Consider the following 19,222-nt stretch of genomic DNA (forward strand, 5'->3'; position numbering starts at 1 on the left):
CAATCCCCACAATTACACACATTAGCTTCAACATAATACTTACTAAAAATATGCTCCCCAATTAGTGTTACTTTTGGAATTGCATACTCATTTCGAAATAATATACTTTACCTCACAGTTACTGTGTTAGAAAAAAATACCGCAAATGCTCCAATGCGAATTGATCGCCTTCATCAGCATAAAAACTGCGTTGCATCCCACACAATAATCCTCTTGTATAGTAATAGAGATAACAAAGGATAAACTTCATATTCAACACTATCAACATTGTTACTTGCACAAACATCGCAGTTACTCTTAATTTCAACGATTTCAACATTGTTATCATTACTACTTTATTAACTATCCGGAGATTGCAAAAATAATATATTACATAATATATTATTGAATATTTTAAATCTCATGATTTTGAGGTGGACGTAAAACAAGAAGTCACCTATGAAAGGTGCCTCCTTGTTTACCAATTAGAAGCCTATTGATTCATTTAAAACTTTATAAACAACTGTCGCTGCATGTGCACGTGTAGCTAGATCTCGACTAGCAAGTCTATTATTTCCGATCCCATCAATAATTTTATGATCAATAGCAGTTGCAAGATCAACTTTAGCCCAAGAACTAACCACTCTAGAGTCATTATACTTTCCTAAAATACTGTTTGCCTGAGTGGTTGTCATTTCAGGAATTGTTTTCAATTGATTAAATGCACGAACCGCTATGGCTGCCATCTGTTCACGAGTTATATTTTGGTTAGGTCCGAAGGAGTCAGAGGTAATACCCGTGATTAGAGCTGCCTTCCATCCCTCATCCACTACAGCATAATACCAGTCATTAGTATTTACATCAGAAAAGGGCTCCTCCTCCACATTAACAGTATCCAGGTGTTCAGAAATGGCTTTAATAAGCATTGAAGTAAATTCAGCACGCGTTACATATCGATCAGGCCTAAATGAATCATCGGGGTAGCCAGAGATAAATTGCTTTTTTGACATAAAATCAAGAAGCTTAAATGACCAATGATTCTTTATATCTGTGAAGCTTTTTTTGAAGTTCATGACAATAAAGTCGCCATTGCTTACTCCTTTAGATTTCTTCACTTTTTCCTCTGTTGTACTTGGGATTAACGTAAATCCTGACTTCTCATCGAAACGATAAACATTAGCTAGTTTAACATCAGCATCACTGTAGATTGGAATTTCTATGTCCAGAGGATTGTATACACCTAAAGGAGCACCAGTATATTCAAAACGGATAAAACCACTAGCAGGTATATATTCATCATCATAGGTCACTCCAATATTGGCACGTGAGATAGTAATACTACCTCCGTTATTCCAATCTCTCAAAAGAGTCAAATCTGCTGTAGCATAACCATTTATAGACATGAGCTTGACCTTTACTTTTCGATCTTGAAGCAGTTTGGTTAAAGTACTATCGATATTCAAATTTAATGAATCATTCAAACCTGTTTTTTTAGAATAGTCTACTACGATCTCCGAAACTTTAGTATTGGAATGGAGTATCTTCTGGATAGCTTGAGTATCCAAGTTGACCGTGTGTAAACGACCCGATCCTTGTCTGGAGAGTGTCGTGATAGCACCAGCACCATCAGTAACAAGAACATCTCCCTTACTATCTACCTTAAGACTAGTGTTCCCTGCATATGAAGTACCAGAAGCAACATTATTATTGACATCACCTGTAGTAGAATTCGATGTGCCTAGGCGAATAATATGAAGATTATAAGTTTTAGTAGTTATGCCGTTAGCAGCAGTAATGATAATAGGGAATACATTAATACTTTCTTGTCTTAGGTTTAAGTTGGTTGAGGAACCAGCCACAACGTATTTACCATCCAGATTGATCGAGCTAAAGTTATCCGACGGGTTGATGACGACATTGAAATTACTAGCATTGGAGCTCACATAATCTACAAAAACTGAACCGGTCTCTGCAAAATCCTTACCGTTAATGAGTAAACTTCTGATATTAGCGTTGTTATTCGCTTCAGGCTTGGTTATAACGAATGTATAGGATTTAGATGCACCATTTAAGGAAGTCATTTCTACAAAGATTGTATTGATTCCCGTTTTCATCTCTACAACCATACTTCCTGAAGAGCTAACTAAGTTACCATTGATCTTAGTTATAGCACTATTGAATGCTGTTGTTTTTACATTCACATACGATTGATTAGCCTGTACACGTCCGGTGTAGTAGGACTTTTCTGTACTAAATGGATGATCAACTGTTGCACCCTCAACCACAATCGACTTCAACCCGGTATCATCCAGATTTATCGTTTTTTTAACGGAAAACACATAGTTTTTTACGTTGCTCGGCACATCAATGGATTGTACCTCAATAGTAATTAAAGTTATTTCTTGATCAAGTGTAATCGGTAATGAAGGTGTACCATTGGTAACTACAGTTCCATTAACACGAATTGTTGTATTTGAGTCCATGGCATAAGGTGTAACCGCGATACTTTTTTCTGAAGCATTGACGGATGTCGTATATGTATAGATATCAGGATTAAATTCTCTATTCATATGTACCTTTGGTGAAAAATCAACACTAAAAAGCCGACTTTCTCCTATTTCTTCAGCAAATACCTGCATAGGTAAAGAGAATACGAACATTGCCAGCACCATAAAAAATGAGATTACTTTCTTTCCTTTTTTCAAACTAATCCACCCTTCCTCTTAATGTATCATTGAATGAAACAAACGAACGCAAAAAGGGGCCATTGGATTGTTATCCAATGACCCCGGGTTCTTCCACGTAGGTGTCCATATTATTCATTTAAGCTAATTATATAGAATAAATGGAACTAATTCAATAGGTTCGTTAGTATTGTAGCATCTTTTACATAATCAGCAATCAGCAGATGCTTCTTTACCCATCTCACATGTGTTCAGTTCAACAAATGCTGCTCACTCAAATGAAGAGCAGCAATAATATCTAAAGGTCTTTCAATATCTCCGATTTTAAATCTTGTATCTCCACTTGGTAGTATCCTCTCTTGTATAGATTTAAAGGATAATCCAACGACCATAAATTCTCCTGGGTACATACCGATAAAACGACTTGGTATACGTGTTTCCATTAACATAAATTACTCCTCCATTATTAATTTTTTTAAAAAAAGAAGCACCTACAAAATTAGGATTATCCTAATCAGCGGTGCTTCCGGCTGTCGTATCTATTCGTTTATTAAAAATTATTATATCAGAAAACACTAAGATATTGAACAAATTACTAATAACGTGGCTGTTTTTCTTCAGTGCCTTGAGTCTATCGCAGGAATTAACCGTCTAAAAAGTTAGGATCGTTTTTTTTCTTTTGATGAACTGGAACATGTTCCTTACATACTGTATTGTTCCAGCGCACTATCTTTAGATAGTCTAAATCATCTTGTGTGAGCACAACGCCACATTTAAGGCAGTATTTCACTTCCATGTTTCCCGTGTTTGTTAGACTACTTCCATCAGATTGATCTTCCAAGCTTTTAAGACCAACTCCTGGATTTTCCGCCCATTTACGATAGGGTGCTAAATCTTGATGTCCTACTGCAAAATAATCTGCAGCATCTCGAAAAGCGTCACTTACCGCTGAACGAATAGATTCCCTATAGAATTGAATTTTTTTATTACTTTTATCCCGTTCTAGAACTGCAAATCCTTGTCCTTCAGAACTTGAATTCAGAATGTTCAAGACACCTCGCATTTCAATTTCATCCGTTTCCTCATGGTAGATGGGTTTATCAGTAGTAATTCTCCAAGTCCAATATGGTCCGGCAGCTGACCTTACCCTATATTGAATGGGATGAACAGGAATATACGCACTGCGTGGATTTGCATTCTTGAATTGGACCGTTTTAGGAGGAAATGGCGCTGCTAATTTAAACATTATTTCAGCGTGAATTTTCTCTATTTCTTCCCTAGATAAGTTATTCAACATTGATATCAATCCCAAAATATAGATAGTAGAATCATTTATTCAAATCATATCATAATTGTTGCAGCAAAAAAATCAAAACTAACCCTACGGGATTGGTTCTAATCACGCCTGTCTTTTAATTAGTAAATAAAGAACGAAGAAACACCCTCGTTCTTTGAACAATACGTATGAAAGTAGGGATTCTACACTATGTGGTATCATGAACTCACAAGTTCCAGCGAAAGTTTCACTAGGATTAAGATCTGACTATCACTCTGAGAAGCTGGGCAGAGTTACAGATTAATAGATCTCTGAAATATTTAATCTATAAGCTGGGAAGTAATTTAGGAATAAGTAATACTATTCCCAATGTTAGTGGCGAGAACATTACGAGTCCAACACCCATTCTCTTTCTTCCTGGATTTTTTGCAGCCATTAAACGAACAAAAATACCGATATAAAACATCGTTCCCGTTACAGGAATGGCAATCCATATAAGCCCATTGAATATGATCGATCCGAATGGCATGGTTGAATCGACAAGTTGCTTTACTGATTGTCCAGTAGAGGTTTGATTGGGTGCGTCCCCTAGGAATGTATGAACAATCGCCGGTACGTATGCAATGAGGAAAGTTCCAAAACCAAACGCAATCACAAAAAGCAGGCCTCTTCGTTTTCGAATTGGGTTTTTCCCGGCAGTCAGTAAAAGTATAAATCCAAGTCCAAATAAGCAAGCAAAAACAGGAATCCCTACAATCTGAGCTAGTCGAATAACTTGGAAGACAGATTGCATTATATTCTCATGCATAATGAAATTATCCACCTTTCAAACGCTCTTATTAATGAGTATTTTGAATAATCATCTCTATATCATCTACTTTCCAGCCATCTCCTCGTCCTTCATCCAAAAGAACTGTCTTCATGACAATTGTTTGCACACTTCCTATCCCATTAAATTCTGTAGTAAGTGAAAACTTATTTAATACTTCAGTTTGATTTTTATCAGAAGAAGGATCATGTTGTAGATAAGCTTTCATGTCACTTACAGTTGAATGAACTTCACTATCAGGAGGCAGTTCTATTCCTGAAGGAAATGTAGATCTATATCCCTTCTCAGTTGTATAAGGTCTTATAGCTTCATAACGTTGATTTGTCGTTTGAAAGTTGAAGAATCCTTCGACAAATAGCCTATTCTGTTGCATGATTGTCTGTTCTTTCATTTTTTCTTGGTTGAGACTACTGGTATAAGCCCACGAGCCAATACCTACTCCGCCTAATAGGACAATTGCTAACCATACTGCATAAAAACTTCTTTTTGTCATAGTTTTTAAAGTACTCCTTTCGGTAGTATTATTTTTCAACAAGGCGACGATATCCGAAGAAAGGTATCTTTCTCCAACGGTGCATAGTATCAATACTTACACCATACGTACTTCCTGAATTGATAAACTTGCCATCTCCAAGATACATGCCTATGTGTGAAGGACCCGCCTTATAGGTAGACCAAAACACAAAATCCCCTGGTCTGGCATCTTCGGCTCTTATTTCAACTGTTTTATCATATTGATTTCTTGCAGTGCCCGACATATTAACTCCGATTTGCCTAAAAGCAAATTCTATAAGACCTGAACAATCAATACCTGCCCCAAATGGGTCTCTTCCCCCCATTAAGTATGGATGCCCAAGATATTTTGTCATAACGTCTAGTACCTCTTGGACATCAAATATCTGACCATCATTAGGAACTTTTATGACCGTACTCGTTGCATTATAGTATCTCATAACGTGATCGACGTACAAGGGATCTCCATATCTCTCCCATCCGTTTTTCTTTGCCATCATTTGACTAAACGCTAGTGCATTTTCTTTAGTATAACCCCCACCGTTTTCTTTGGCATATTTGATGTATCCCCCTCCAAAGTTATAAGCTTGCAGGGTGAGATTAATGTCACCGCCTGCTGAAGCGTAAACAGCAGCAAAGTGATCAATACCTACTTTTATTGATAGTTCAGGATCAGTTAGAGTGTTTGGAGGTAGTCCAAGCGATTCAGAAGACTGCATTACATCAAGATATCTGCCACCAGTTTCTTGCATGATAAGTGCCAGAACCAATTGAGTAAGTTGATCCAAACCTTTTAACTCTAAATATTTTCTGACTAAAGGTTCGTAACGAAGAACAACATCTGGTACTGCAGCTGTTCCAGGTAACCATTCCCCAACGTATCCTCCGGAAGATTTACCTCCATATAGCGCTGGATTCCAATCAGGGTCAGCAGTAGTAATGAACTCAAAGAATAATTTCATGTCATCTTTGTCGACACCTAGGTTAATCAATATTTGTTGAAATTTTGCACCATCAACTTGAAAATCAGGACTATAACGATCGTCAACTGTTGTATGGTCATACTGTTTATAGGTTGTCGTAGTACAATCACCACTAGTACTTGTACCCACAAGATCCCATTGATCTGTTATTGTCGTTGTACCCCCAGGATAGTACAACTTCAGGGGCTTAATATTCATATGGCCGTAATCTAATGTAATATCTGATAGTACATCATGTGTCTTTCTGTTGCTTTCTGATCGGGTCTCCTCAGTTGTCGTATGAGTAGATGAGTTACCCTCTTCATCTGTAGTTGTAACCGTACACGCTACAATAGATTTTGTTCTTTCCTTATCATCGGAGACTGTAGTATAAGAAAATGAGGGTTGAAAGCTCTTAATCAGTTCTTCGGGTTTATAATCAGAAAGTTCAACTTTCTTTTCATTTACCATAATTTCATAGCGAACAAGAGATGCAGGTATGCCCCAACTCGGTTTTACGGTCTTCACAACTTGATTGAGCCAGTTTTTATCTGCTTCAATTCCCCATAGTTCAGCAACTGTTTTATCAGCAGCGGATTTGAACTCTTTTTCATATTTTACATCCGCCGATTGTTGCTCTTCACTACGAGCATTCCCACCTAAAAACCAGTCCGCAAATGGAATGGCAGAGAGGGCAGCTAAAGTAAGAAGAATAGCTAAAATTATCACTAATCCCCAAGGGCCTATCAATGAGACAATAAGCTTACCAATCGATAATACAAGCTGTTTCAAAAATTTTATGAGTAGTTTTTTTAGGTATTTCCCCGCTTTTCCTACTGCTTTAGAGGCTACTTTTGTACCGCCCTTTTTTAATGCTCCCCCTGCTTGTCCAGCAGCTTGACCGCCTATCTCATTCGCACTCAATTTCTCACCTCACAATCGTAAGAGGATATCTCCTACGAGACATCCTCAATCCCCCACCAAAAATGATCAAGATATATCGCTTGTTCTATTGGCCTTGTTATATGCACCTGATTGAGCCCATGCAACTCGACTAGCCCCTTGTATTAGATTCCTACCGGTTGCTCGCGTAGCTTGGGGTACCTTCCCAACCATATCAGCCACTTTGTCATCTCCACCTGTTTTACCTGGTTGTTTATGATTGAAGTAATCTTCAGGATTAAGTCTTCGCATATCAAATGTGTTGTCGGAGTATAGCTTTTGGCCACCACTGTCAGCAATGTATGCCTCACTGCTTCTTCCAAGATCCGCTGTTGATCCACTCATCCCAACTAATTCTCTCTCAGTTCGTGGCCTCACACTGACCGGACTAACAGCACCCGGGCGTTCAATTGATCGCATATATGAACCGTTCTCTTGACGATTCCATTGGCCGTCTTGTTTCGGATTACGCATCTGATAATCTACCATTCGTTGCTGACCCGTTTTGAGAGAAGCATCACCTGCACCATATCCCCCAATTTTCTCCCATTTTCCAGTAGACTGGTCCTTGGCTTCATACCAGGAGCGGTCATTCGTTTGGTTCCATCGAGCTTGACTCCCACTGAAACGTGGATCTGCAGAGAGACTATTTAATGTCATCCCGCGTGGACTCATCGTTCCATCCGCTCGCATTCCACTTCCAGAATCAAACGCTCTTTGACGGCTTACACCTGATAACATTTGACCCATAGATTTACCAGCTGTTCCAAATTTACTGCCAAGCGTACCACCGATTGCTCCTCCGAGTGGGCCTGCTACTGACATTCCAATCGCTGCACCCACACCACCTGCAAGCATGCCAGCAGACTCGCCAAGATTACCCATCAACTGACGTCGCTCTGCGAGATCATTCCATTTCTCTTTTACATTTGACATTTTCCAACCAGAAGAACTTCCGTCTGGATTTTGTCTTTGACCCGCGTTCCGAATTGTACTGTAGGCGCCATGTAAACCTTTAGCTGAGTTTTGAGTACCTTGCAAAACACCGGTTACTAGTTTAGATCCCACAGCAGCACCAGCTGCCACACCAGCGCCCCCAAATGGCAATCCTACAGTACCCCCTAAAATTCCACCAGTTATTGTGCCAGCCTTTTTGATTTTGTTAAACGCCGATCCACCCGCTGCAGCCTTACTTAAAGTAGTTGCACCGACATCGTTCCCCATAGATACTTCAGATCCGCCCGGCGATTCCGTCCCCCCACCTGTTGAACCTGTGGTGTTTGTGGTACGCCCTTTTCCGGACATATTCATGACACCTTTAGATAACATCATGGCTCCGCCGATAGCCCCCAAGCCCATAGCATTCGCAGCTCGACCTACAGAAGAACTCGAGTCTCCAAGGTTAAGCCACTTACTTACCATCCCGGTTATAGGAACAAACATAATGATCATGCCAAGTTTAAATATCATTGGGCCCATCCCAGAACCTAAATTACCTGCCATTTGGACGAAAACGAATAGAATAATCGCATGAATAGCCGGAAGAAAGATATTTCCGCACAATTCCTTAATATAGGTACCAAAAAATGAACGCGTTTTTGCAAATAACAAACTGTAGGCTGCAAAAGGCGACATCACACAAAGCAAAACAATGATTATTTTACGGGCAATGTAAATAAAGTTAAGGTATGCAGAAAGGCCCCACTCTGCTAAGAATACAAAGAGGTCCCCCATCTTAAATGAATAAGCACCATCATTTGTAGCGGTTGCGATAATAGAAACTCCATCTAGAGGTTTTCCTAGCCCTTTGAGCGTAGAACCGACGCCTTGTACAATTCCCCAATTCAGTGCCATCAACGTATGGAATAACATCCAGAAAAGACCCATAAAAAACGCAGATGCTACATACATGTGGATATCTTTCCAGAAATCTTCTTTCGACTGAGGACTGTGAGCTTTCATTCCAAACTTTAAACTGGACATCATGATTGCTAGCATCAAAATGGTTGCATAGACTCCTGAAAACGTAGCAATTAGTGGATTAATGACATGATCCATTTCAGATTGATAAAAGATGCCATCAACAAGCTCGTCTTTTTCATTTTCACCGAATCCCCATGTTTTGTAGGGATTACCAAACACCAAGTTTTGGATGCTATTAATACCAGGTATCTTAAATAGATTGTTGGCTTGTCCGATAATGAATCCGTTCATTAGATTCGCATCATCTTCAGCCTTATCCATCATTTCTTGTGTTTTCTCTCCTACTAGTGCTCCACTGTTATCTCCGCCGCTTCCTAAATCTTCTGGGCTAAATGAGACATCAGAACTTGTTCCATCCGTTGTACTGATAGGAGTGGCTCCGTTATCTTTGCTGGTCGGTGCAGTCGCTGTCTCTGACGTATTTTCCGTTGATCCGCAACCAGCAAGCAAAATTACTAAACACAATAGTGCCAGTAGCAGATTCGAACGTTTTATCACGCCACACCACCTACCGGTATATGAGATTTGTCATCAAGCCAACCTATCATTTCTTCACGAGTCTTTCTTTTCTTCATTGGAACTTCAACGTTCTGATTTGTATTGAGATATATCCATTCTTCAGGTGTCGGCTCAGATTGGAATGAAACGATTTGTTTGCCAGCCTTCATGAGTACTTGACCGGTAGAAGAAGTCCTTATGAGATTTCCAACATCTTCTGATAATCTGAACGTATTAAGAATGGGAGAAATATCCTGATCACTTTGTCTTAAGAAGCACACTGTATCAAATTGAGCTACGACATCTCTAGCAGCTTCAGTTCGCTCAAACATTTCGTATCTTTGAGAGACCAATGTAAGAGAAACATTCCACTTCCTACCCCTTGCAGACAGAATCTTAAGCCATTCCATCATGGAGGCATATTTGATCATCATCCACGCTTCATCACAGATAACACGTTTTTTCACTTTTGGATTTGAAACGATAAATCTGCTCCACACCCACGTCATGAGGACGTGCTGGGCAAGTGGTCTTTCTATTCCGTTACTTGAAAGTTTACTTATATCAAAAGTAACAACCGGTGCTTCATCCAGAGAGACATTATTTTCTGAGATAATTCTGGTTTGTCCATCGAACATACCAAAGGCTTTGTTTCTGGTGAATAGTTTTACGACGTTGCATAGTTCTCTTAATTCTTCACCATAATCATTTTTAGCCTCATGTAAGAGCGCTTCGTATACATTAGTAATCGTAGGCATCTCGATTAACTTTTTGCGGTAAGTGATGGAACCAAAGTCATCAATATGTTCGATTTGTTCGTATATCGAATCTGGATCTTCCGTAATTCCGCGAGAGAGGTATAATTCTTCGAGGATATCATTCAAAACCCCAATTTCAACGGCCGTTAGTCCCTTGTTATCTGGGGTCAAAGATTCCTTCATGACTTTAAAAAATTCGAGTGCTTCTTTGACTTTTTCATTCAAATTGATCTTTTCATCAATGAACTCATCCTCTGTACCTTTATTCTTAATTTCTTTTTCCGGGAAAATATCTAATGGGTTGATTCGACTGACATCATCTTCTTTTGATGGATATATCGGTACGACTACTCCGCCTAGAGCATAGGTCAATTCACGATACTCCGGTTCCACATCGATGATTACGTTTTTCATAATGCCATCCATATAACCGCGTGCGATAATTTGTTTCACCAAGACGGACTTACCAGACCCTGATACACCAAAAATCCCCAAGGAATAGTTATTTAAGGAAGAATCAAAGTTGTTATAGTAAACATAATCTCGACCATAGCGACCGATTGGGAATCCACCTTGATGGTTCAGTTTCGATGATGCATGTGGGAATATGGCAGTCAGAGCGAGCTGATCCAAGTTCCGATCAGATTTAGGTAGATAATTTCTTCCTAATGGCATACATGAAAGGAAGGCCTCTTTCTGTCTATCAAACGCACTTATGATCTCAATAGATTCACCGGATACAGCATTGTCCACTTCAACACACTTCGCGTTGAGTTCATCTAGTGAGTTTGCATATACGCTTGCTTGAATGGATACATAATAGAGTCCATTTTGATTACTTTTTATTTGACGTTGAAGAAATTTCGTATCATCTCGCTTCTGCACGGAATCATCAATCTTGGCTTGATCATTTCGGTTAGCTGCCGAATAAATAACTGTATCTAGTTCATCAATTTTGTCTTGAAGCTTCTTAATCGCAACATTTCGATCAATTGGTTCGATATGTACTGAGCAATCCAAATCATCCCCACTAAAGAGCGCTTCGAGCCACCCTATTCGAACCGTACGAGGATAACCACTCGGTTTAACAAAGAAGGAACGTCCATATTTCAAATTCCCAAGCCCCGTTTTTAAAGTGAAGTAATCACTCTCAAAATGAGCTCCATCATTCAACATGTTATCAACGATAGAAGGAAAAGAGAGTGGGACGTCATCCTTACTACCTTTACGTGCGTCATCAATTTGCAACTCGGATGGGTCCACTTGCTTCTTTTTCAGACGTTTGAACATAGTCTCGCACTTCCTCCACTTCATAAACTAAATCTTCAAATCCAGGCATGGTTGTGACATCGACGGTGATATACGAAGAAAGTTTTTCTCTGCCATGTGTAACCAAATCATCGATCGGATTAATAACCATTCGATCACGGTTAAGTGCTCTTTTCATTACTTCCATAGCAGAAAGAGAATCTAACAATTCGGCATGTATCTCGCATTGTCTTAACATCCCGACTACTGTTGCAGCCCGTTGATATAACTCATTTCGAATCATTTCTTCGCGTTGCTCTAGTTTAAGAGCACCCATCTTACTTGGTAAGGGTACGTAGGTGATCACATAGTACACTTTTCGAGATATTCGAAATTCCTTTTCGGATTTATTCTTGATATGATTGATTACTTTTGTGTTGTAATCCATGGTTTGTGAATTACATTTTTCCAAGTTAGATTTCCAGCGGTTTTCTTCTTTACGCAGATCCTGCCTGACGGCTTGCCCCAAAATCTGAATTGGAAATCGGATGACTCTAAACAAACTGCTGTACCCGAGAATTGTGGATTGGCGAGCTTGAGCACTCAAAAGATCATAATTGACTGAATCTGTAGACACGATTACGCAATATTCGTTGTTTCGCTTAACAAATATGCCTTGTTTGATATCCTCAATCCCGATTAGATCTTTCATGTCCTGTCGATCTTTTTTGAGCTGCTTCTCTTCGTGTTTATTGAGGTGCTTTTTTTGCGTCTCCACAGATCCAGCGCTCACTTCCTCAAGGTGCTGTTTTCTTTGCCAACCAATAATGGGTTCATTCTTGTCCATCCTCTTTTTTGCAATCATAAGGAATACCAGCATTAGTGCCAGGAATCCCATCATGCAAAAAATAAAAATTTGCATCTGAGGTCCTTCTTTCGTTTAGTTATGTGTGAACGTTTTTTGCGAACGTAGAAACTTAATTCTGGAAACAACAAACTCACTCGCGTATTGCTCATGTTTATCGAACTTAAAAAATGCGAAGAAAGCTGCAATGGCACCCAGAATAACAAATAAAATCAACTTTCCTATCCACTCTGCCCCGCCTTCCAAAAAGGGAAGGCCTCCGAAGATGAAAAACACTCCACAAAATACGAGTGTAGGAAATATAATTAAAAATTGCCGAATAGATAAAACAGCCAAAATTGACTTTTCCTCTTGAGTGATATCAATCGGTACGACTATTTCATTGTTCATACTCATCCCCCCTAGTGAATGAGAAACGGTCACTGTTACCTATATGATTTCAGACATGTAACGTCCTCATATCCGGCATTGTGACCATTACCCAGTGCATTAACTTCTACTTCGCTGAATTGGATAAGCCAGCAATAACATCCGCGAAGGTCGCGGCACCGAAGAAGACGAAAGCTCCCGCAGCGCATCCCAACAATGCTTTCCAATAGGTTGCTGCCTTTTGAGGGTTAAGCGAACCAAAGATAATCATTACTGCGTAGTACATGACAGCCAGTACAAAGCATGTTCCCCCTACTCCCCCAAAAATTTGAACGATCAATTTAAGAGGTTTGTTGACCTTATCAACGTTGGCCTTTTGAGAGCCATTGGGATTATACATAGTTCCGTCCTTTAAATCCGAGTCTATTACAGAGCCATTGGCACTAGCGCCATCAGGAGCTACAAGACCGAATACTGAAAATAGACTAAACACAAGTGCCAAGGTTAATACAAGTTTCTTTATCAAGATAATTCTCCTTTCGCTTATGAGCGGTGTTAACATATTTGTTTTAAAACAAGTGTTACAAAGTCGAACTCAATTAGTAATCAGAATCTACCGTACATTCCCCCTTTTTTGGGAACAAAAAAAAGCACCGCCAAACCTTTGGAATTTATCCAAGGTAGGCGGTGCTTCCGCTTGTCAGTATTAAGTTAGTTAAAGCATAATCTACTATGATTATCCTTATTAAGAGCTTTGATGTCAAGAGATGTTTTAATATCTTGCATGATGGATACCGCGTTCTACAATTAGTTCCCCATCTGCATAATCTCCATTTTCTTCAACAGAATAATTAATCAGTATAGTTGCATGGTCAATCGGTTCATTTTCTTTGAGAACTGAATCTAAAATCATGATTAAGGTTCTCAAACCTTTTCGGTTCATTCCAGTAGAAACAGTGTTATCTGAAACAGCTAAGTCTAAACCCAAAGACTTAGGACGTAGTACCTTCTTCTCTAATACATGATTAATAGCAAGTCTTCCGCTTCGTACAGAGAACTTTAAGGAACCTTCTTTCTTTTTAGCCATTACTAATGGATAGCATTCCACGAGTATAGCAGCCTTTATCTCTTCTACTAGTATATTATTATCAAGTGGCTTATCCATTACCTCGCTAATACCACTGGTTCTTGCATATTGTTTTGACATCTTCAACGCCTCCACTTAATTGTATATATAATAGGTCAAAAGTTCTAATAAAGGTAAAAATAAGTGCAAAAACGAAACCGTCATGGTCATTATGTATATCAAAAACTTTATTTCACTTTTTCATATTGGTAAAAATGTGAAAATTCATATTAATGAGATTATTTTACACCGCTGTTAGAAGATTGTCGACAGGAATTTGCGAAATTTTAGGAAATTTGACTTATTTCAACGTTCCTCACCGCTTTCGCAAACAACCAACTAGGCCATATGTACCTATCAGTCGTTTGAGAAAGCGGTGAGCACTTAGCCTCCAACTGTCCTTAAACTATCATGAGCATTACCTTCCAGGTCCATAAATTTGTTTGCAAAAATGAGGTGTGATTTAATATATGTGCCTTCTATGAGATACACAATTTCTTGACCAAGCATTCGCTGAATCTGGATCTGTTATTTTCCATTCTGTAGTATTGTGACGCCGTTTATTTGGAATAACCTTCTATCATCACATTGTATTCCTCAGTTGTAACTAACGCAGGGGTCGTTGAAAGCTTATCTACGAGCTCTGATCCATATTTACCTCTCAAAGCTCAATATTCACGTAGTCCAATAGGAAAGTTTGAGGGGTTCACATCAGATTCAGTATTGATTGACTCCGCATTTAATTTTTCATTTCTGGTATCAACAGAAAGTACTTTCTTTTTAAAAGGCTGAGAAATATGCGTTGATTCAATTTCATCTCTGATACCACTACTCGCTATAGATTCGCCTTCCAGCTTTAATTCACTTTTCTCATTAATTGCTTTAAACAGTTCATCCAAAGAGTTGTTGAGAGCTGCAGGCAGCTCTGATACTTGAAAGACATGTGATTTAATTTTCAAATTAATATGATTCCCCTCATACTTTTGATTAATTTTCTTTAAATTCACAGTTCCACTATCTTGAGTTACGTGTTGTTTATCAAAAGTTACTACCCTTTTTATAATTCAACTTTGACCTCAGGTTTTTAAGATCTATAAATCAGGATAACTGGGTTTATTGAGATAGAATCCAAGTTAATTAGCAGTAATGTAGTCCTAAGTAATTAGGGGAAGAGTTGCTCTGTTGAGTGGATAAACCAACATTTTAATGTATAACATTAAAAAACACCTAAAGTGGGTTATCCGAAGAGTAAACTCCACCAAAGGTGTTTTTGATAATAAAAACCCTATAAGTACATAGAAGTATCCAAATGATACTTAAGCACCTAAAGGGTGTATTTAGACATAAATATTCCAATAAATAATTCAAAGTTAGAATGACCTGTTTGCCTCATGGCTCAGGTAATAGAATAATTAAACAATTGATATAGTTCTATAATACCAAATATAATTCGACTCGACAACTCCATAAACGAAAAGAGCAGAAAAAACACCGACTTCGTAAGACTCCACTTTGAATTTCCACCCTAGAATAGACACGGGTATCTTAGCGGTGATTCGTAGAACGCGTCACACGAATGTGACCCAACCAGCAGGTGAACGTGAGCGATGGTTGTATCTTTCAGCGGAAAAACGTAATAATAACGAGATTGTCGCCTACTGCATCGGAGAATGAAACGAAAATGAGCTTATATATCACAGACTTTTGCCAAAGCGTATGCCAAGCAAAAAGACGTCACGACAACATCGATCGTTCACAGCGACCAGAGATTCCAGCACACATCCCACGTTTACCACGACATGCCACCAAAGGTTGACGCCCAAATTAGTATACACGTCGGGATAATTGCCTGGACTATGCATCATCTACAACCCGAGACGACCGCAACGTAAATTAAAAAAACGGACGCCGGTTGAGCACCGACGTCCGTTTGGTATTTTTTAATCGTCCTCTAAATGCGTTCTTGACCACTCCACACTGGGACCTTTACTGAGTAATTCAGTCATCTCTAGCATTCGTTCTTGTGGGGTTGTTATAGATCACTAGAGTTCTATAAGGATTGAATTTTCTTTCCCTATTTCCGTTTCTGTTCCAGTATCCGGCAATCCGAACATCTCATGATTAGCAAACTTTTCAGAAATAGTTTTTTTCGCTACAAAAGAGGTAAACTTTGTTCCTGGAGCTTTAGCAGCATAAGCCTCTGCCTTCCCCTGGAAGGTCATGATAATCTTCTTCACTTGGCTCAAATCCACGCCCTCATTAAGTACAAGACCGCCTCGATCCTCCCCAGGTACCTCTATCGACCATACTGACAATAAACCTGGCATAATTCTGCTGGTCCCATCACCCACAGCACCACCAGACTCATTCCGAATAAGTTCCTTCGGTTCTAGATCACCAGTTGCACCACGTTCCGGAGTTACATCATATTCAAAGAATCCGTGGCTCTTGTTGTGTACAAAGTCAAAACGTTGACCATACGAATCAAGAAATGTTGAATGACCAGAGTGAGTATATTCAATGTGAATGCTTCCTGCGGCATTCCGTGCACCAGGTATCTGAATGTGGCAGTCACTGACCATCATGTGAGCTTTACCTGCAATTTTCTCCCGAATGAGTTGGTTATCCAGTGTCAAGGGGAAGAATGCCGTTCCATGTGCTCGCAGCGTTTCAAATTGCTCTGGGAAAGATGCTTCGTTAAAGATAACCGTCACGTTTTTGAATGGTTGCACCGGATTTTCTGAAGCATTTAATGCGTTTGTCAACTTAACGGTTATATCGGCATGAATACGACTAAGCTCGGCAACGTGGCTATCTTGAACAAACGGGAACAGCTCTTGGCTCAGGACCATATAGCGATATGCTTGGTATTCTTGGTACAGGAAATCTGTTAATGCCAGCTTTAAGCCGTTGTACAGGTCGAAAATATACGTATGGAATAGTGGCAAGCCCGCATCCACATCATCTCCCATTACCTGCTTAATTCGGTCTTGATCTGCACGTCGTTGTGCCATTTCGGCGAATAATTTTGCTTCTTCCAAATGTTTAGCTGTCACTGCTTGTTTTTTGCGCTGGTATTCTTCAACGACGTTGAGATATTGATTAAAGGCCTTACGATATTCTTCCACTTTATCTTCCGGCATTTGATCATAAACCGGTTTTAACATCTCTTCGAATTTCTCACGTGACATGGCAAGCATGGATGAAGAATATCCAAAGGAATCACGTGCTTCTTGCATTTGCCCCATCAGGTTGTAAATCTCTATTCCGTCTTTTATAATTGCTAGCCCCGAAGAAGCAGCGGTAGTCACATTTTTAATGGATTTAGAAAGTTCCTCTTCTTTTTTCTTTTTTTCTTTTTCTACCGTTTTGGCGTTTTTGAACGTATCGTCTATCACAATTGTCTTGCCTGTATCCCAGTAGTTGCTCATTGCTGATGCTATGGCACCGCCTGTTTTGAGCGCCGTTAGGGCAGGGGTTACATTGGTAACCAGGGCTACGCCGTTCACTATCAAATCAAATGTAGCCTTCAGGGTGGACAAAGCAAGTTTCTTCCGTAGCGCATCTACAAATTCTTCAGCCACTTTCTGGAGCGACTTCTCTTTTGAAAGTATATCTTCATATAGCTTGTCAGCTTCTATTTCCAAGCGCGCCCGCTCTTTAATTGAATCTTGCCTTTGACCCTCTATATCATTAATTCGATTTACTGCAACGGAAATGGCATCATTTAATACTTTTAAGCGACCTCGTTGATCGTTCTCAGCCAAAATGTAATCACGATATAACGTTTCAGCTTGTTGAGCTGCGTTTATCAGATTGACACCCAAGTCTTGATATTTATTTAGAGGCATCAGAGGCACCCAGTTCCATGGATGGCTAAAATAGTCTAGACCCTGTCCCAACTGTGTAATAAGGATCATCACTTTATTTCGTAGTGCTAGCCATTGAATGGAAGCGTCCAGCATATCGCTTTGGAATTCAGAATAGGTACTTTGAGTTCGTACCTCATTAAACCAGGACTCATTCGGTATTGTCTGTTGCAACCAGTTTAGTAAATCGGCAGCTTCTTCGAGCTTCTCCTCACTTCCTGACAGATAAGCTAATCCTGCCTTATGTAAGGTTAATGTTTGACGTTCGAGTGAGGCACTTAAGGCAGTTTCTAAATCTACAGAAGACAGACTCTTATAGATTTCTGTATTGGCGATTTTCGCTCCATAAAATTGACTATATCCAATCTGTACAATTATGGATTGAGCGGGTTTACCATCAACCGCATGAACTGCGCTGATCCCAACTTTGCCATCTACGCCATCTTTTCCACTAGCGGATCTTTTTGTACTGCTACGCTTTGTAACGCTCGATTTCTTCCCTACCGAGACTGTCTCCAGTTGAAGACCACCTATACCTCCCGGACATCCAGCTCCTGCTTTTCCGGGTAAAGTTGGTGCTCCAGCGATACCCACTTGCGTATCCATTGTTATTCTATGCTCTTCGCTTGAAATCACGTAGCCAATAAAAATATGTCCAGCGTCTCCGCCATTCCCAGAACTTCCCGCGTTACCACCGTCTCCTCCATTACCTCCATCACCACCCGATGTGGAATGGTCATTAAACCAGAAAATATGGGTCTCGCTATCTCTACCATTATCTCCTGGCCGGCCATCCATCCCGTCTCCTCCGTCTTGCCCGCGACCTCCATTGCTACCATTTGCTGAGAGAATTAATTTTCCTTTTAGATTAAAGCGCTCCGCTGTCAGTACCAAATGTCCGCCTGACATCCCATCTGCCCCATCTGAACCGTCATGACCCTTTCCGCCATCGTCTCCACTTTTGATCGCTTTGATGCCGGAATCGGCCTTTGGTTCTTGTACGAAGTCATGATCCGGAGGAACGGGTAATCCAGACGTGCTAATAGATATGTTTCCATGGGAAGAAATAACTCTCGCATTTATTATTAGATTACGCCCAGGCAAACTTATCGATCTATCCAGATGGACGGTATCTGCCTGAACCCAGTAGTGAGCTGTAGCATCCGTAAAGTAATCTTGCGTTAAGATTAAATCGGAAGCTGTTAGATAAATAAATTCTTCTTTTTTTCCCCGCTGAATATTGGAATACAATGACTGAGTTTTGACTTCTGCAACTCCCATTCCTGGTTCCTCCCCTTAGGCCTTGATAATTATGAGTTCA

Annotated in this window: 14 protein-coding genes; all 14 read right to left on the bottom strand. The window is 39.8% G+C overall.

The features are described from left to right. Positions 1-464 precede the first annotated feature (464 nt). On the bottom strand, positions 465-2,684 hold the full coding sequence (locus tag BLS14_RS30180) for an S-layer homology domain-containing protein (protein ID WP_090955517.1): 2,220 nt from the start codon (positions 2,682-2,684) through the stop codon (positions 465-467). Positions 2,685-2,914: 230 nt separating this feature from the next. Beyond that, a complete protein-coding gene (locus BLS14_RS30185; RefSeq protein WP_090955519.1) occupies positions 2,915-3,112 on the bottom strand; it encodes a hypothetical protein in 198 nt (65 codons plus the stop codon). Between the two features lie 194 nt (positions 3,113-3,306). Beyond that, complete coding sequence (locus BLS14_RS30190) at positions 3,307-3,960, bottom strand: hypothetical protein (RefSeq protein WP_090955521.1); 654 nt, start codon at positions 3,958-3,960, stop codon at positions 3,307-3,309. 304 nt (positions 3,961-4,264) lie between these two features. Continuing rightward, positions 4,265-4,747, bottom strand: a complete 483-nt coding sequence (locus BLS14_RS30195) for a hypothetical protein (protein WP_090955523.1) — start codon at positions 4,745-4,747, stop codon at positions 4,265-4,267. A gap of 31 nt (positions 4,748-4,778) precedes the next feature. Next, positions 4,779-5,261, bottom strand: a complete 483-nt coding sequence (locus BLS14_RS30200; RefSeq protein ID WP_090955525.1) for a hypothetical protein — start codon at positions 5,259-5,261, stop codon at positions 4,779-4,781. A gap of 28 nt (positions 5,262-5,289) precedes the next feature. Continuing rightward, positions 5,290-7,167: a bifunctional lytic transglycosylase/C40 family peptidase gene (locus tag BLS14_RS30205; RefSeq protein ID WP_090955527.1), complete on the bottom strand. Its 1,878-nt coding sequence runs from the start codon at positions 7,165-7,167 to the stop codon at positions 5,290-5,292. Between the two features lie 66 nt (positions 7,168-7,233). Next, positions 7,234-9,666, bottom strand: coding sequence for a hypothetical protein (locus tag BLS14_RS30210; protein ID WP_090955528.1), 2,433 nt, complete (start codon positions 9,664-9,666; stop codon positions 7,234-7,236). After that, positions 9,663-11,714, bottom strand: coding sequence for a VirB4 family type IV secretion system protein (locus BLS14_RS30215; RefSeq protein ID WP_256336756.1), 2,052 nt, complete (start codon positions 11,712-11,714; stop codon positions 9,663-9,665). Before BLS14_RS30215 ends, BLS14_RS30210 begins: the two co-directional genes overlap by 4 nt. Beyond that, positions 11,662-12,594, bottom strand: a complete 933-nt coding sequence (locus BLS14_RS30220; protein WP_090955532.1) for a hypothetical protein — start codon at positions 12,592-12,594, stop codon at positions 11,662-11,664. The genes BLS14_RS30215 and BLS14_RS30220 overlap by 53 nt, the downstream gene beginning before the upstream one ends. Positions 12,595-12,612: 18 nt before the next feature. Beyond that, the gene (locus BLS14_RS30225) at positions 12,613-12,927 is read right to left on the bottom strand and encodes a PrgI family mobile element protein (RefSeq protein ID WP_176854858.1); all 315 of its coding nucleotides are present in this window, start codon (positions 12,925-12,927) and stop codon (positions 12,613-12,615) included. A gap of 106 nt (positions 12,928-13,033) precedes the next feature. Beyond that, on the bottom strand, positions 13,034-13,432 hold the full coding sequence (locus tag BLS14_RS30230) for a TrbC/VirB2 family protein (protein WP_176854860.1): 399 nt from the start codon (positions 13,430-13,432) through the stop codon (positions 13,034-13,036). A gap of 246 nt (positions 13,433-13,678) precedes the next feature. Next, positions 13,679-14,113: a hypothetical protein gene (locus BLS14_RS30235; protein WP_090955538.1), complete on the bottom strand. Its 435-nt coding sequence runs from the start codon at positions 14,111-14,113 to the stop codon at positions 13,679-13,681. A gap of 587 nt (positions 14,114-14,700) precedes the next feature. After that, complete coding sequence (locus BLS14_RS30240) at positions 14,701-15,039, bottom strand: hypothetical protein (RefSeq protein WP_143021609.1); 339 nt, start codon at positions 15,037-15,039, stop codon at positions 14,701-14,703. 1,035 nt (positions 15,040-16,074) lie between these two features. Continuing rightward, positions 16,075-19,182, bottom strand: coding sequence for a hypothetical protein (locus BLS14_RS30245; RefSeq protein ID WP_090955541.1), 3,108 nt, complete (start codon positions 19,180-19,182; stop codon positions 16,075-16,077). Positions 19,183-19,222 lie beyond the last annotated feature (40 nt).

It is taken from the genome of Paenibacillus sp. OK060 (genome assembly GCF_900101205.1).
Taxonomy (GTDB): Bacteria; Bacillota; Bacilli; order Paenibacillales; family Paenibacillaceae; genus Paenibacillus; species Paenibacillus marchantiae.

Coding starts and splice junctions, on each gene's coding strand:
- BLS14_RS30185 (WP_090955519.1), bottom strand. CDS start 3,112: ATGTTAATGGAAACACGTATACCAAGTCGTTTTATCGGTATGTACCCA.
- BLS14_RS30190 (WP_090955521.1), bottom strand. CDS start 3,960: ATGTTGAATAACTTATCTAGGGAAGAAATAGAGAAAATTCACGCTGAA.
- BLS14_RS30195 (WP_090955523.1), bottom strand. CDS start 4,747: ATGCATGAGAATATAATGCAATCTGTCTTCCAAGTTATTCGACTAGCT.
- BLS14_RS30200 (WP_090955525.1), bottom strand. CDS start 5,261: ATGACAAAAAGAAGTTTTTATGCAGTATGGTTAGCAATTGTCCTATTA.
- BLS14_RS30215 (WP_256336756.1), bottom strand. CDS start 11,714: ATGTTCAAACGTCTGAAAAAGAAGCAAGTGGACCCATCCGAGTTGCAA.
- BLS14_RS30220 (WP_090955532.1), bottom strand. CDS start 12,594: ATGCAAATTTTTATTTTTTGCATGATGGGATTCCTGGCACTAATGCTG.
- BLS14_RS30225 (WP_176854858.1), bottom strand. CDS start 12,927: ATGAACAATGAAATAGTCGTACCGATTGATATCACTCAAGAGGAAAAG.
- BLS14_RS30235 (WP_090955538.1), bottom strand. CDS start 14,113: ATGTCAAAACAATATGCAAGAACCAGTGGTATTAGCGAGGTAATGGAT.
- BLS14_RS30245 (WP_090955541.1), bottom strand. CDS start 19,182: ATGGGAGTTGCAGAAGTCAAAACTCAGTCATTGTATTCCAATATTCAG.